The sequence below is a fragment of the Cytobacillus kochii genome, assembly GCF_044790165.1.
GTDB classification, from domain to species: domain Bacteria; phylum Bacillota; class Bacilli; order Bacillales; family Cytobacillaceae; genus Cytobacillus; species Cytobacillus kochii.
The window spans coordinates 1,186,081-1,201,798 of the sequence record NZ_CP085254.1; the positions used below are offsets into that span (position 1 = coordinate 1,186,081).

Here is a 15,718-nt window from a genome sequence, read left to right on the forward strand (position 1 = left end):
GGACCAACATCCTCTGTTTTATTTAGAACATGCTATTAGTCATGTTAAACGGTGTTTTTTTATCCTGTATTGTAGATTTTGTCTACTCATCCCAAGTTCTTTTGCCGTATTGGTAATATGGTGCTGGTTTCTTATAAGTGCTTGTTGAATAAAATGGCGCTCGGCTTTTGTTAAATAGTCATTTAAAGTGTGGCCAATGTGTTCATGCTTATTACTGTCGACAGGGTGATCGAATACTTTCTCTTTTTTTAAGAATGGTTGAGATTGTAATCGATGTCGATAATGAAAAGGTAAGTGATGATAGGTAATCGATTCTTCATATTCGATTAAGTTCATTGCGCCTTCAATAAGATGCTCTAGCTCTCTGACATTACCTGGCCATTCGTAATGAAAAAAATTTGATAAAAGGGATGGATCAATATCTTTTACGCCCATTGCAAACTTCTCATTGTATTTATGAATGAAATGGTATGCCAGTTCCTCTATGTCTTCTCTTCGCTCTTTTAACGGAGGGATGGATAAAGAAACAACACCTAACCGATAATATAAATCTTTTCTTAAATGTCCATTCGTAATGGCTTCAATCGGATCCTCATTGATTGTAGCAATAATACGGACATTAAATGATCGGTCTCGTGTATCTCCCACCCGCCTTACTTTTTTCTCTTGTAGAACTCTCAATAATTTTGCTTGTAAGTGTATATTTAAAGAATTAATTTCGTCTAGTAGAAGTGTACCACCTTCTGCTTCTTCAAATAATCCAGGCCTTTCGATTGCGCCGGTAAATGCCCCTTTTTTTGTGCCAAAAAGCAAGCCTTCTATTAAATTATCTGGAATGGCTGCACAGTTTTGCGAAATAAATGGTTTATGTGCCCGCTCACTTGCGTTGTGAATACTCTGAGCAAATAGTTCTTTTCCTGTACCTGTGTCACCGATGATTAAGATAGAAGAATCCGTTCGCGTTGCTCTTTTACTTGCTTCGATCACATCACTTATGGCTGGGCTATGGCCAATGATACTTTGGAAAGTAAAGCGAGTTTCTTCTCTTTGTTGTCTATTCTCCCTGATTAACTTTTCTAATTTTGTAATATCACGGGCAATCTCCATTGCGCCAATACGCTCGTTTTCGTAGAAAATAGGTAAAGTATGGTTAACCGTAGTAATTTCTAGTCCTTGATTATTGTAATAACTTTGCTTTGCGTTCTCGATTTTAATGCCTTTTTCAACAGCTTCAAGTAAACGACTTTCTTCATTATGTTCAAATGAAAAGACATCATGTAAGTTTTTATATAGTACGTCGGCTTTAGCCATCCCTTCAATTTCAGCCATTTTCCGGTTATAAATGACCGTATTTCCGCCTTCATCAACGACGTGGACACCAGCGTCAATTTCATCTAAGACTTTATCATAATAGTAATTCATTCGTTTTAGAAAGTTGTTCATGAATGTCCCTCCTGTAATTATTTATTATACACATTCGCAAAAATATTTTGCAGGAGATAGAAAAATATTTTTGCGAAAAGAAAAATATTTTTGCACCTAATAGGATAAAAATATTGTTAATTCGCATTTTTAGTAATTGGCACGTTATTTGCAATAATAATGGGGAACGATAAAAAATAGAATAAGAGAAATACAATATAGAGTAGGAGGAATTTCGAATGGTACAGCCATATAAACATGAACCATTTACTGATTTTAGCGTAGAAAGTAATCAAGCCGATTATTTAAAAGGACTCGAAACGGTTAAATCCTATTTAGGTCAAGATTATGATTTATTAATTGATGGAGAAAGAATCGCTACAGATGAGAAAATCGTATCTATCAATCCAGCAAATAAAGAAGAAGTCATTGGTCGTGTGTCAAAAGCCAATCAAGCATTAGCAGAAAAAGCAATGCAATCGGCTGTGAGGGCATTCCAATCTTGGCGTAAAGTAAAGCCTGAAACGCGTGCCGATGTTTTGTTTAAAGCAGCTGCAATTATTAGAAGACGTAAACATGAGTTTTCTGCTCTAATGACAAAAGAAGCGGGTAAGCCTTGGAATGAGGCAGATGCTGATACAGCAGAAGCCATCGATTTCTTAGAATATTATGCACGACAAATGCTAGCGATTAAAGATGGTGTTCCTGTCAATAGCCGACCGAATGAATACAATCGTTATGACTATATTCCACTTGGGGTAGGAGTTATTATTTCTCCTTGGAACTTCCCGTTTGCCATCATGGCTGGTACAACAGTCGCTGCAATTGTGGCGGGTAATACAGTGCTTTTAAAGCCAGCTTCAACTACACCAATCATTGCGGCTAAATTTGTAGAGGTATTAGAAGAAGCTGGATTACCTAAAGGCGTACTTAACTTTGTACCAGGAAGTGGTGCAGAGGTCGGTGACTATTTAGTGGACCATAAGGATACTCGTTTTATTTCATTTACAGGCTCAAGGGATGTTGGTCTTCGAATTAACGAACGTGCATCGAAACTAAATGAGGGGCAAATCTGGATTAAACGTGTGATTGCTGAAATGGGCGGTAAAGATACGATTGTTGTTGATAAAGATGCTGATTTAGAGCTTGCTGCTCAATCAATCGTCGCTTCTGCTTTCGGATTTTCTGGACAAAAATGCTCGGCCTGTTCGCGAGCAGTCATTGTAGAAGATGTTTATGATCAAGTACTAGCAAGAGCAGTAGAAATCGCGAAAGATAAACAAGCGGGTAATCCTGAAGATCGAAGTAACTTTACAGGGCCGGTTATTGATCAATCAGCGTTTAATAAAATTATGAGTTATATTGAAATTGGAAAAGAAGAAGGAAAGCTTATGCTCGGTGGTGAAGGCGATGATTCTAAAGGTTATTTCATTCAACCAACGATATTTGCGGACCTAGACCCACAAGCGCGTATCATGCAGGAAGAGATTTTTGGTCCAGTAGTCGGTTTTACAAAGGCAAAAGACTTTAATCATGCAATCGAGATTGCAAACAATACAGAATATGGCTTAACCGGAGCTGTTCTCACGAATAATCGTGAACATATCCAACAAGCAAGAGAAGATTTCCATGTGGGTAATCTCTACTTTAATCGTGGTTGTACGGGTGCAATTGTTGGTTATCAGCCATTTGGTGGTTTTAATATGTCAGGTACAGATTCAAAAGCAGGCGGACCAGATTATATTATGCTTCATATGCAAGCAAAAACAACGTCTGAAATGTATTAAAGTCAATCAAGGTTAGAAAGGGATGATTATCCCTTTCTAGCAATCTATTAATCAAAACTGGAAGGATGTCGATAAAGATGAAAAATACAGTACAAACAAAACACCTGATCGAACAATCTGAAAAATTTGGTGCGAATAACTATCATCCACTACCAATCGTAATTAGTGAAGCTGAAGGGGTCTGGGTAAAAGATCCTGAGGGTAACAAATACATGGATATGTTAAGTGCTTATTCAGCAGTTAACCAAGGACATCGCCATCCGAAGATTATTCAAGCGTTGAAAGATCAAGCAGAACGCGTGACATTAACATCAAGAGCTTTCCATAATGATCAATTGGGTCCTTGGTATGAAATGATTTGTGAGTTAACAAACATGGATATGGCTTTGCCAATGAACACAGGTGCTGAAGCAGTGGAGACAGCTATAAAAGCAGCTCGTCGATGGGCTTATGATGTAAAAGGAGTTGCTGAGAACCAAGCAGAAATCATCGCTTGTGTAGGAAACTTTCACGGCAGAACGATGACAGCTGTCTCCCTTTCTTCAGAAGAAGAATACCAAAAAGGTTTTGGCCCGATGCTTCCAGGAATTAAGCTAGTTCCTTATGGAGATATTGCTGCGTTAAAAGCTGCTATTACGGAAAATACGGCTGCATTTTTAATTGAACCGATTCAAGGGGAAGCTGGAATTGTTATTCCTCCAGAAGGGTTCCTAAAAGAAGCGCGTGAATTATGTAAAGAGAAGAATGTCTTGTTCATTGCCGATGAGATTCAAGCTGGGCTTGCACGCTCTGGAAAAATGTTTGCTTGCGAATGGGAAGGCGTAAGTCCTGATATGTACATTCTAGGTAAAGCTTTAGGTGGTGGGGTCTTCCCTATTTCTTGTGTTGTTTCAAGCAAGGAAGTTTTGGGTGTCTTCAATCCGGGCTCACACGGTTCAACATTTGGTGGGAACCCGATGGCATGTGCGGTTTCTATGGCTTCCATTGAAGTAATTAAAGAAGAGAAACTTGTAGAGCGCTCTTTAGAGCTAGGTAACTATTTTGTTGATCAATTGAAGGAAATTAAAAATCCAATGATTAAAGAAGTGCGTGGACGTGGGTTGTTTATCGGGGTTGAGCTTACTGAACCCGCACGTAAATATTGTGAAGCGTTGAAAGAAGAAGGGCTTCTTTGTAAAGAAACACATGATACGGTTATTCGTTTTGCACCGCCACTTATTATTTCTAAAGAAGATCTTGATTGGGCAATTGAAAAAATAGTAAAAGTTTTAGGATAAGACAGTTTTTAATAAATTATTAGAATAATTTTTCTATATATGATATTATCTTAATAATCACTTTAATGCTGTAGAGGAGAAAGATACAATTAATCACTTTTATCTTTCTCCTAAACCTTTATTTCATGGAAGTTATCAAACTTTTAAAAACGTAAACGCTTTCTTTTTTTAGAAAAATCCTGATCGCATTTGTTTATTGGTAAAGAGTATTCATTAATAAAACATGATAGTAATATAACTTATTGCAAACAAATTCAGCTAGAGATTTCTCACCAAAGAAGAACTGGCCATACTGTTCATTCGTGAGAAGTCCTTGTACATATGTACAAGGCTTTTTGTGTATCTATAGAGTCAGTCAAAGGTGAATTTTTGTAAAATTTTCTAAAATCTAAAAGGGATGATTTTATGATCTATAAAGATCAAATTCAAGAATGGTTTAATGAATTTCATAACCATCCAGAACCTAGTTTTAAAGAGTATGAGACAACCAAAAAAATTGTATCTATACTGAGTGATTTAAAGGTTGATTATCAAACTTTTGGGGATTTAACTGGTGTAATAGCAGAGGTGGGAAGTGGAGATGATGTAATTGCTGTAAGGGCGGATATAGATGCCCTCTGGCAGCAAGTAGATGGTATGTATCGTGCTAATCACTCATGTGGGCATGATGCACATATGGCTATTGTTTTAGGTAGTATTCTTTATTTGGATAAGCAAGCTTTAAGTAAGCGCATACGTTTTATTTTTCAACCAGCTGAAGAAAAAGGAAATGGATCTCTAGAAATGATTAAGCATGGCGCGATGGAAGATGTCACACATTTGTTTGGCATCCATCTCAGACCACATGAAGAATTATCTTTAGGACAAGTATCACCATCCATCCATCACGGAGCATGTGTCACATTAGAAGGGAAAATTAGTGGTGAAGATGCCCATGGCGCCAGGCCTCATCAAGGAAGAAGCGCAATTGATGTAATTGCTACGATTTATCAATTTTTAAAGAATATCTATTTGTCTCCGTTTGATGCGTATTCTGTCAAATTAACTAACATTCAAACAGGTGGAGAAAGCTTAAATATCATTCCAGGTCATGCCACCTTTGGTATCGATATAAGAGCGCAAAAAAATGAACAATTAAAAGAGATACAAACAAAAGTGAGTAAAGGGTTAGGCGATATTGCGGCATTGTTTGATGTCGATATTTCTTTTAATTGGAAAGATTATACCCCTGGTGCAGTCGTCTCTGAACAAGCAGAGGAGATGGCAATACGGGCAATAACAGAGGTATTAGGTTCAGAAGGGGTGGCTCCCCCACTCATTACCCCGGGAAGTGATGACTTTCATTTTTATACAATCAAACATCCAAATGTCCATGCAACAATGATTGGTTTAGGTGCTGACTTAAAGCCGGGATTACACCACCCGCAAATGAATTTTAACCATACAGTATTGGACCAGGGTGCTCGAATAGTAGCAGCCTTATTGAAAGCGTAATTAAAGTGAAAAATATAAATGGGAGGATTTCTATGAAAAAGGATCAGAAAATGACATTCGGTATGGCGCTAATTCCATTAGTTGTCATGATAGTAACAATGATGATTGCAGTTATTTATTTAGAACAAGGACCTCATATTCCATTAATTATTGGAACAATTACGGCTGCATTAGTTGCTTGGAAAGCAGGATATAATTGGAAACATATTGAGGAATCGATGTATAAGGGGATTAAACTGGCATTACCTGCAGTTATAATTATTATGTTAGTTGGTTTAGTCATCGGCTCTTGGCTTGGTGGCGGTATTGTCGCGACAATGATTTACTATGGATTAAAGATCATCACCCCATCTTTGTTCCTCGTCTCTATTACGATTATATGTGCAATCGTTTCTTTATCTATTGGCAGCTCTTGGTCGACAATGGGAACGATTGGTGTAGCGGGAATGGGCATAGGCATGAGTATGGGCATCCCAGCTCCGATGATAGCTGGTGCGATTATTTCAGGCTCTTACTTTGGTGATAAGATGTCTCCGTTATCAGACACAACAAATTTAGCATCCGGCTTAACAGGCACTGATTTATTTGATCATATCAAACATATGTTATTTACGACCGTTCCTGGTATTATCATTGCATTAGGAGTTTATTGGTTCTTAGGAAAAGACTTTGGTAAAGGAGGAGCCAATCCAGCAGAAATTAATCAAACGATTCTTGCCTTACAAGATTCTTTTGTTATTTCACCATGGTTATTACTTGTTCCCCTTGTAGTTATTATTATGGTAGCAAGAAAAGTTCCGGCAGTACCCGCATTAATTGTAGGTATCCTCCTAGGTGTTCTTTGTCAAATCTTTGTACAAGGTGGTTCGCTATCTGAGGCAGTATCAGCTTTACAATCCGGTTACAAAATTGAAAGTGGAAATGAGATGGTTGATGGTCTCTTTAATAGAGGAGGTCTCGATTCGATGATGTACACCGTCTCCATGACGATTGTGGCCATGACGTTTGGTGGAATATTAGAAAATACAGGTATGCTACAAGCGATAGTCAATCAAATCTTAAAGCTAGCTAAGTCAGCAGGTAGTCTTGTTGCAACCACTATTGTGTCTGCCTTTGCAACAAATGCGACGGCATCAGAGCAATATATTTCAATTGTTGTTCCTGCAAGGATGTTTTCCAAAGCATATCGCGATAAAAATCTGCATTCAAAGAACCTATCAAGAGCACTAGAAGACGGGGGAACTTTAACCTCTGTATTTATACCCTGGAATACATGTGGAGTGTTTATTCTTGCCACACTCGGAATAGGTGCATTAGAGTATGCACCCTATGCTATCCTGAATTTCATCGTTCCGATTATTTCTATCATTTATGCTTTTATAGGTTTTACCATTGTTAAAATCACTGATGAAGAGAAAAGGGCATTGGAAAAAGAAGAAGAAGCATCATTAAATGCATAAACATAATGAAAGAGGGAGCCGAGTTTTTTCTTCGGCTTTCTTCTTTTATTGATAAGGAGAGAGAAATATGAAGATTACATCCATCGCTATCTATGCGATTCGTCTACCATTAAAACAACCGTTTGTCATCAGTTATCATACATATAAAGATATGCCATCCATAATCGTAAAAGTGGAAACGGATGAAGGGCTCATAGGCTACGGAGAAGCAGTACCTGATGAGCATGTGACAGGAGAAACATGGGAAGGCACTTATCAAGTAATTAAACATACGCTTGGACCTGCCATATTAGGTATCAATCCAATGGAAATTGAAAAGGTACATGAAATCATGGACAAGCTCATTTATCAAGCACCTGCTGCTAAAGCTGCGATCGATATTGCTTGTTACGACTTAATCGGTAAAAAACTACAAGTGCCCGTGTATCAGCTCATCGGTGGACGTTACCATGAGCAATTTCCCATCACGCATGTGTTAAGTATTGGTGAGCCAGAAAAGATGGCGACAGAAGCAATGGAACAAGTCTCTAAAGGTTATACATCATTTAAAATCAAAGTAGGTAGAGATGTGAATGGGGACGTAGCAAGAATTAAGGCAGTTGCTGATAGCGTTAAAGACAAAGCCGTTATACGAGTGGATGTTAACCAAGGTTGGCAAACAGCGGCTGCTACTTTAAAAGGAATTAAGGCATTAGAAACGGTAGATATAGATTGGCTAGAGCAACCGGTAAGAGCAGATGATATTGATGGGATGGCATTTATTAGGTCTCATTCAACAGTTTCCCTTATGATTGATGAAGGATTAAAGGGAGCAAGAGAGTTGAAAGAGATTATTCAGAAAAATGCCTGTGATCGTATAAACATTAAGTTGATGAAGTGTGGTGGTATATTGCCAGCAGTTAAGCTTGCATATCAGGCAGAACTAGCCGGGATTGAGTGCCAGGTCGGATCAATGGTAGAATCATCGATTGCTTCAAGTGCAGGTTTTCATGTGTCATTTTCTAAAAAGAATATTACAAGTGTAGAATTAACCGGACCACTGAAGTTCTCTAAGGATATCGGTGACTTACATTATGATATTCCTCATATTTCTTTAAAAGATCAACCTGGATTAGGCGTAAATATTGATGAAGAGATTCTAAAAGAATTGACTGTATTTGAAGATGTATTAAAGGAGAGTTGAAGAGATTGAATGTAATCATGAGAGAAATGATAAAGCAAGGCCCATCTTATGAAGTTACAAATCTAGAAGAACAGCATATTGAACAAATTTTACAATTGCAACAAAAGGTTATCCATGCCCTTCCGGATAAAAAAGTATTACAGCCTTTAGCGAAAGAGGAGTTCCTCAATATTTTAAGGGGAAATGGAAAAATGGTTGGTGCTTGGGTCAAAGAGCAATTAATTGCCTTTCGCGCATTGCTAGTTCCACCTGAAAATGATCCTGAGCACCTTGGTCTAGATGCTGGTGTAACGGATTTATCCACGGTTATCTATCAAGAAATATCTAATGTAGATCCTATGTATAGAGGGAATAAATTACAGCAAAAGCTTGCTCAAATTTTAATGGAACAATTGAAAAAAGAATCACATCAGTATAGATATGTTTGTTGTACAGTCGCTCCTTTTAATTACCCTTCACTTAAGGATAAGTTTGCCCAAGATATGCAAATCATTGATCTTAAGGAGAAATATGGGGGTAGCCTTCGCTATGTTTTTATGAAAGATTTGCAAGCTGCTAAAGTTGTCCAACAAGGAGAAGTGATTGAAATAAAGATGGATGATATCACCAAACAACAGCAATATTTACAGTCTGGTTGGCGCGGGGTGAAAATGACCATAGCAGAACAGGAGACAAAAGTGGTTTACGCCCGTTTTAATGAGGTAGATTTTATAAACGAAATAGTTTGACATTTAGGGTGAAGCGATGTATCTTAAATTATAATATTCGAGAGCGTTGAGTTGGAGGAGTAGTCTGACACCCTTATCTATAAGAGAGCTGCTTATTTTAGCTGAAAGAGTGGCGATAAGGAGTTAGATGAAAGACACCAATGAGTTCCATCTGAAAAGTTTTTACTAAGTAGGCGTGGACGGTGGCCACCGTTAACGGGCATATAAGAGATTACATTGAATGATGTAATAATTAGGGTGGTACCGCGAGAACCGAGCCTCGTCCCTTCTGGGATGAAGCTCGGTTTTTTTGTGTGATAAGAAAGGGGTGATTCACATGGATAGTGATGATGACGATAACGACGATACAAACAAAATAATAAGGAGTGTGAATGATGATGGTCAAGATCAATGATGGAATAAGCCGTGTGAATTGCTCCGATGTAATGAAACATGTGAACAGAAAGATTACACTATGTGGGTGGGTTCACCGTGTTAGACATTTAGGAAGAATTACTTTCTTACAGTTACGGGATCGTAGTGGCATCATTCAATGTGTATTAGAGAATGAATTGGCTGAAATGAAACTTTCATTAGAGTCAGTTATTTCTGTACAGGGTCTTGTTGTAAAGACAATGAAAACCGATACGGGTGTAGAGGTAATTGTTGATAAGCTTCAGTTATTAAACACTGCTAATGCACCCTTACCAATTGAATTAAATCAAAAAGAATTAGATGTCCACATGGACACATTATTGAATAATCGTGTTTTATCACTACGGAACCATAAAGAGCATCTGATGTTTAATATAAAGTCAGCAATTGTTGACGCCTTTTCATCTTTTTTACGAAATGAGGATTTTATCCAAATTTTCACGCCGAAAATTGTAGCAGCGGGTGCGGAAGGAGGGGCGAACCTTTTCTCAATAGACTATTTTAATCAACCTGCTTATTTAGGGCAATCACCACAATTTTATAAGCAAATGATGGTAGCAGCAGGATATGAACGAGTATTTGAAGTAGCTCCTGTTTATCGAGCGGAAGAACATGCGACATCTAGACATTTAAATGAATACATTTCCCTTGATTTAGAGATGGGTTTTGTATTTTCGAGCAAAGAGTTGATGGAATTAGAGGAGAATCTATTACGTTTTATTTTTAACACCATTCGGGATCGTTATCAAAAAGAGCTGCAAGAAGTTGGTGTAACAATTCCTTTAATTGAAAGAATACCCAGTATATCACTTCATGAAGCAAAGCAAATTTTAGCTCAAGAATATCATAAATCCACTAGTGAGATGGAAGATTTGGATCCTGAAGGAGAACGCTTAATTTGTCAGTATTTTTCTGAAAAGGAAAACAGTGAATTAGTTTTTATCACACATTATCCAAAGGCAGTTAGACCTATGTATGCCAAGCCATTAGAAAATCACTCCTTATACACAGATTCTTTTGATTTATTGTTTAAAGGAATAGAGATTACAACTGGCGGCTTGAGGATTCATGATTATCAAGAATTAATCTCTTCAATAGAAGAAAATCACTTAAAAGTGGCAGATTTTGAAAGTTATACGAATGTTTTTAAGTACGGTATGCCACCACATGGCGGTCTTGCAATAGGGTTAGAGCGACTGACAGCTAAAATAATGAATCGACCTAATGTCCGCTTTGCGTCAGCATTCCCGCGAGATCGGCATCGATTAACCCCATAAGAAAATGCACGAACAAATGCTAATGGTATAAGTATTTGTTCGTGCTTCTTTATAGAAGGCAAGCTATGACATGACAGAAAGAATATCAATCGCTATCTACTGTCGTATCAGCCATCTCCACTAAATGTTGAGCGTTGCGACTAATTTCTTGAATCGTCGCTGAAAACTCCTGAATGGAGGCTGCTTGGGTATCTGTTAATTGATGAATTTGTGAGAAAGATTGATTAAGCTCAGTGAGTAACCCCGCTATACTTTTCGTAATTTGATCTATTTGCGAAACATGGTCTTTACTATTACTTGCAAGCTTACGAATCTCTTCCGCTACTACAGAGAATCCTCTTCCAGCGTCCCCAGCTCGTGCTGCTTCAATTGCTGCATTTAAACCTAAAAGGTTACTTTGATCAGAAATACTTTTTACAGCAGTGGATATTTTTCCGATTTCATCTGCACTATGGCTAACAGTCCCCATTTGTGAAGACATATCAGTCACTTTATCTGCAAGAATAGTCACTGATTTACTTATCTCTTCAATGGCTGCAGCTGTTTGTTCTGATACTGCTGAAAGACTTTCTGCTACATCGAAGAGCTGATTGGACTTTTCTAAACTAATTCCAATACCTACTCCACCGATTACTTCACCCTTCTCATTATGAAGGGGGATGGCTTTTGCAATAAGGGGAAAACCGAATAATTCTTTTGGTACCATCGATGTTTTAGTGCTATTTGTACGTATGGATTCTGTAATAATGTCACCGTCAATTAGAGGGTCCCCTGGAGAGACATTTAATGAAAATGTCTTTCCTGGATAATTAATAATTAATTTCTCTGTATCATATATACCAATAGTGATATCATCATGAATTAATGTATTTAAGTAAGGTGCTACCTTTAGAAAAGCGTCCATTACGTTTATTGATTGCTGTTCTGTTTCAATCATCTTTTTATCTCCCTAATTATTAATATGGCAATTGTCTTTGACTATAATTAACAGAAATCCATTTCATTGTTGTAAACTCATCTAAACTCCAATCTCCATTTAATCGACCAAGTCCGGATTGTTTTTCACCACCAAAAGCAACAATAGGCTCATCGTTAATCGTAACATCATTTACATGAATCATACCCGTGTGAATTCTTTTTGCCATTTCAACACCGCGTTCTACATTGGCAGTATGAAGCGCCCCGCTTAATCCGAGTTGTGTATTGTTGGCAATATTAATGGCATCTTCTTCTGTATCAAAAGTCATAATACAAACAACAGGACCGAAGAGTTCTTTTTGTGCGACTGTCATTTCAGGTGTCACATTTGTTAAAATCGTTGGTGCAACTAAATTCCCGCTAATTTCTCCTAATAGGATAGGTTCTGCACCTTCTTGAATGCCCGTATGAATTAAATCCTCTAATGTTGATGCTTGTCGTTTGTTAATAACAGGACCGATAACGGTTTCAGGGTCGCTAGGATCCCCGACTTTAAGTGCTGCTACCTTTTCTTTAAATTTGTTCATAAACGTTGGGTAAATTGATTTTTGAACGAGAATACGATTCGCAGACATACAAATTTGTCCTTGGTGTGTGAAACGGCTAAATGTTGCTGCATTAACGGCATAATCAATATCTGCATCTTCCATGACGATAAAAGCACTATTACCGCCTAACTCTAGTAAAGGTTTTTTAAAGTTCTTCACTGCTACTTGACCGATGTAACTACCTACTGTAGTAGAACCGGTAAAAGAAATGATTCTTGGAATCGGATGTTCTACAAAGCCATCGCCAATTTCCTTAATTTCACATAATACAACATTTAGTAATCCTTTAGGGACACCAGCTTCTTCAAATATCTTTCCTATTAATGTACCACCAGTTACCATTGAATCTTCATGAGGTTTGAGGACTACTCCACATCCCGCGCCAAGTGCAGGAGCAACTGATTTCATAGAAAGGAAGAAAGGGAAGTTAAATGGACTAATGACACCAACCACACCAGCTGGAACACGATACAATCTGTTTTCTTTATGGTCTTCTGTAGACGGCAGAATTTTACCTTCCATACGAAGTGGGTAAGTGGCTGCCTCTTTAATCATATTTTTTACAAGGCCAATTTCAAAAGCCGCTTTTAATCGAGTACCTCCAAGTTCAGCAATAATTAACTGAACAATCTCTTCTTCATGTGAGTCGATAATGGCTACCGCTTTTTCTAATATGTCTCGTTTTTTATAGGGGTTGACACGATCCCATTCTAGCTTTGCCTTAGCACTTGCTTGATATGCTTCATCAATATCTTCTAATGTAGCACCATTTACTTCTGCAAGGATGTCTTCATTAAATGGATTAATATTTTGTAAGAGAGTTTGACTTTTTCCTTGGCGCCATTCTCCATTTATAAACTGCTTATTTAATACTGATAATTGAAAACTCATGGAAAAACCTCCTTAGAATATATGAATCTAAGATGTTTATCGACTATAAGAGTCGAAAATGATAGTTAGTAAATGTAAAATATATAGGTAATTATATCTAATGTTGTTCATGTTTCGTTGAATTGTCACAAACGGTAGTTTTGTAAATATTTCATGAAATCCATTTGTTGGTTATTTTCTTTTTTCATCCAAGCGTACGTATGGGCTTGGGGTAATGTAATATTTGATTGGGGGACTTCTAATAACCATCCTTCCATTAATTCTCTTCTTACAGTGGACAGCGGTAAATAGGAAACACCCAATCCCTCAATAATGAACCGTTTAGAAATGTGTATTTGCGATACTTTCATTGTTTTGATAAAGGCATACTGATAGTGAAGATCATTTTTTAGTTTAGACCAGTATATGGGATGATTGTCGGTTATTAAAAGATGATGAAATAAAATATCTTCCTCTTCCAATGGTGGTGCGCTCTCAGCATCTTTTCCATCATGCGCGATGATTAATTTAACATCTTCAGAGTATAGTATTTGATATTGCACCTCTCTTGAATTAGGCAGATTACAGCTCAAGCCGATATCAATATCCTCTTCGAAGAGCGCTTTTTCCATTTCCTCGGATTCTAGTACATGTACAGCTACTTCAACAAATGGATGCTTGCGCATATAATTTTTTAATGCGAAAGGTAGAATCGTATCTGCGATAATAGGAGAAATTCCTATGCTTAGCGAGGAAGTATATCCTTGCGTATAATGACTAAGTGCTTTTTTACCGTCTTCAAAACTTGCTAGAATTTGTTTAGCATACGGAAGAAATTGTTTCCCGGCCTTTGTTAAACGCATGGAACGTCCCTCTTTCTTGAAAAGAGTGGTTGCTAATGCTTTTTCTAAATGACGGATATGAACAGTAACTGACGGTTGCGAAATATAAAGAGCTTCTGCTGTTTGTCTATAGTTTAAATAGTTTGCTGCTGTAATAAAGGTTTTTAACCATTGGAACTCCAATTTCTTCACCATCCTATCAATTAATATTATTAAATGAATTGATAAAAAATATTTAATTTTCTTAATTATACAACGAGCGTATACTAAAAAAAAGAAGAGAGGAGAATGAAAATGTTCAGGAAAGGCTTAAAGGGTATTGTTGCGGTTGAAACAAAAGTGGCTTCTGTAGATGGAGAAAAAGGAAGATTAACTTATCGAGGTTATGACGTTGGAGAATTAACGAAAACATTAACATTTGAAGAAGCAGCCTCTCTACTGTGGTATGGGGAATTGCCAACGGATAGGGAAGTGAAGGAGTGCATTCAAAAGATCAAAGATAATAGAGCATTAAGTCCTTTGCAATGGGAAGTGCTGCAGGCATTACCAAGAGATATGAGTTTAATGGATGTCATTCGAACGCTTATTTCATTAGAAGGTGACCAAACTTACAGCGGTCCCCCTACAGTGGAACAAGCCATCAAGCTAACAGCGGTAATTCCTACGATTATTGCTCACCGTACGAGACTATTAGCAAACAAAGATGTGGTCCATCCAGAGCTACAATTGTCACATGTTGAAAACTATTTATATATGCTTACTGGAAAAAAACCGTTAATAGCTCATGTTCAGGCATTAGAGACGTATATGATTTTAACGATGGAACACGGTATGAACGCATCAACATTTGCCGCTCGTGTGACCGCTTCTACTGAGTCAGATATCGTTTCTAGTATTGTAACAGCAATTGGTACAATGAAAGGACCATTACATGGTGGTGCGCCTACAGGTGTTATCGCATTATTAGAAGAATTGAAGGTTAGTAACGATAGAAAGAAAACGATTAAACATAAGATACTAAGTGGTGAAAAATTAATGGGGTTTGGCCATCGTGTATATAAAACGGTTGATCCAAGAGCCGAGGCTTTAAAAGAAAAGTTACTAGCGATGCAAGTAGAGGATTCTTGGCTTCATTTTGCAATTGAAGTTGAAAAAGAAGTGGTTACAATACTTGCTGAGTTAAAACCTGATAGAAAACTATATACCAATGTTGAATTTTACGCAACAGCAATTATGAGAGCGCTCTCAATGGATTCTACTCTTTTTACTCCCACCTTCACTGCTGCTAGAATGGTAGGCTGGACAGCACATATTCTTGAACAAGCTGAAGATAATGTCATTTTTAGACCACAATCGACGTATGTTGGATCGGAAAAATAATCTCTGTATGGAAATGACAAAATAGTTGCCAGGAAAATGGGCAACTATTTTTGTGTAA

12 protein-coding genes and 1 other annotated feature are annotated in these 15,718 nt (G+C 37.5%); of the genes, 8 read left to right on the forward strand and 4 right to left on the reverse strand.

Translation table 11 applies throughout. The features are described from left to right. Window positions 1–39: 39 nt before the first annotated feature. The gene (locus tag LG276_RS06430; RefSeq protein ID WP_224935175.1) at window positions 40–1,443 is read right to left on the reverse strand and encodes a sigma-54-dependent Fis family transcriptional regulator; all 1,404 of its coding nucleotides are present in this window, start codon (window positions 1,441–1,443) and stop codon (window positions 40–42) included. A gap of 218 nt (window positions 1,444–1,661) precedes the next feature. Here LG276_RS06430 and pruA point away from each other — a divergent pair, with 218 nt between their 5' ends. From pruA to aspS, 7 genes are all read left to right on the forward strand, one after another. Then, the gene (gene pruA / locus LG276_RS06435) at window positions 1,662–3,209 is read left to right on the forward strand and encodes an L-glutamate gamma-semialdehyde dehydrogenase (RefSeq protein ID WP_224935178.1); all 1,548 of its coding nucleotides are present in this window, start codon (window positions 1,662–1,664) and stop codon (window positions 3,207–3,209) included. Between the two features lie 77 nt (window positions 3,210–3,286). Next, window positions 3,287–4,486 (forward strand): ornithine--oxo-acid transaminase, encoded by a 1,200-nt coding sequence (locus tag LG276_RS06440; RefSeq protein WP_224935182.1) that lies wholly within the window; start codon window positions 3,287–3,289, stop codon window positions 4,484–4,486. Window positions 4,487–4,891: 405 nt separating this feature from the next. After that, entirely contained in the window at window positions 4,892–5,980 is a 1,089-nt protein-coding gene (locus LG276_RS06445; protein WP_224935185.1) for an amidohydrolase, read from the forward strand. A gap of 32 nt (window positions 5,981–6,012) precedes the next feature. Next, window positions 6,013–7,440: a Na+/H+ antiporter NhaC gene (nhaC, locus tag LG276_RS06450; protein WP_224935187.1), complete on the forward strand. Its 1,428-nt coding sequence runs from the start codon at window positions 6,013–6,015 to the stop codon at window positions 7,438–7,440. A 67-nt stretch (window positions 7,441–7,507) separates the two neighbouring features. Next, entirely contained in the window at window positions 7,508–8,623 is a 1,116-nt protein-coding gene (locus LG276_RS06455; RefSeq protein WP_224935189.1) for a mandelate racemase/muconate lactonizing enzyme family protein, read from the forward strand. A 5-nt stretch (window positions 8,624–8,628) separates the two neighbouring features. Then, a complete protein-coding gene (locus tag LG276_RS06460) occupies window positions 8,629–9,351 on the forward strand; it encodes a GNAT family N-acetyltransferase (protein WP_373370945.1) in 723 nt (240 codons plus the stop codon). 37 nt (window positions 9,352–9,388) lie between these two features. Continuing rightward, window positions 9,389–9,621, forward strand: a binding site (T-box leader). A gap of 104 nt (window positions 9,622–9,725) precedes the next feature. Then, window positions 9,726–11,042, forward strand: coding sequence for an aspartate--tRNA(Asn) ligase (gene aspS, locus LG276_RS06465; RefSeq protein WP_373370946.1), 1,317 nt, complete (start codon window positions 9,726–9,728; stop codon window positions 11,040–11,042). A gap of 85 nt (window positions 11,043–11,127) precedes the next feature. On the opposite strand, the gene LG276_RS06470 is transcribed toward aspS, so the two are convergent. The 3 genes from LG276_RS06470 to LG276_RS06480 all read right to left on the reverse strand — a co-directional run bounded on the left by LG276_RS06470 (window position 11,128) and on the right by LG276_RS06480 (window position 14,463). Beyond that, a complete protein-coding gene (locus LG276_RS06470; protein ID WP_095370175.1) occupies window positions 11,128–11,979 on the reverse strand; it encodes a methyl-accepting chemotaxis protein in 852 nt (283 codons plus the stop codon). Between the two features lie 19 nt (window positions 11,980–11,998). Beyond that, window positions 11,999–13,459: an aldehyde dehydrogenase family protein gene (locus LG276_RS06475; RefSeq protein WP_224935191.1), complete on the reverse strand. Its 1,461-nt coding sequence runs from the start codon at window positions 13,457–13,459 to the stop codon at window positions 11,999–12,001. A 125-nt stretch (window positions 13,460–13,584) separates the two neighbouring features. Continuing rightward, window positions 13,585–14,463 carry a LysR family transcriptional regulator gene (locus LG276_RS06480; protein ID WP_224935194.1) on the reverse strand — a complete coding sequence of 293 codons (879 nt, stop codon included), beginning with the start codon at window positions 14,461–14,463 and terminating at the stop codon, window positions 13,585–13,587. 105 nt (window positions 14,464–14,568) lie between these two features. On the opposite strand from LG276_RS06480, the gene LG276_RS06485 reads away from it, so the two are divergent. Continuing rightward, the gene (locus LG276_RS06485) at window positions 14,569–15,660 is read left to right on the forward strand and encodes a citrate synthase/methylcitrate synthase (RefSeq protein WP_281202765.1); all 1,092 of its coding nucleotides are present in this window, start codon (window positions 14,569–14,571) and stop codon (window positions 15,658–15,660) included. Window positions 15,661–15,718: the final 58 nt, after the last annotated feature.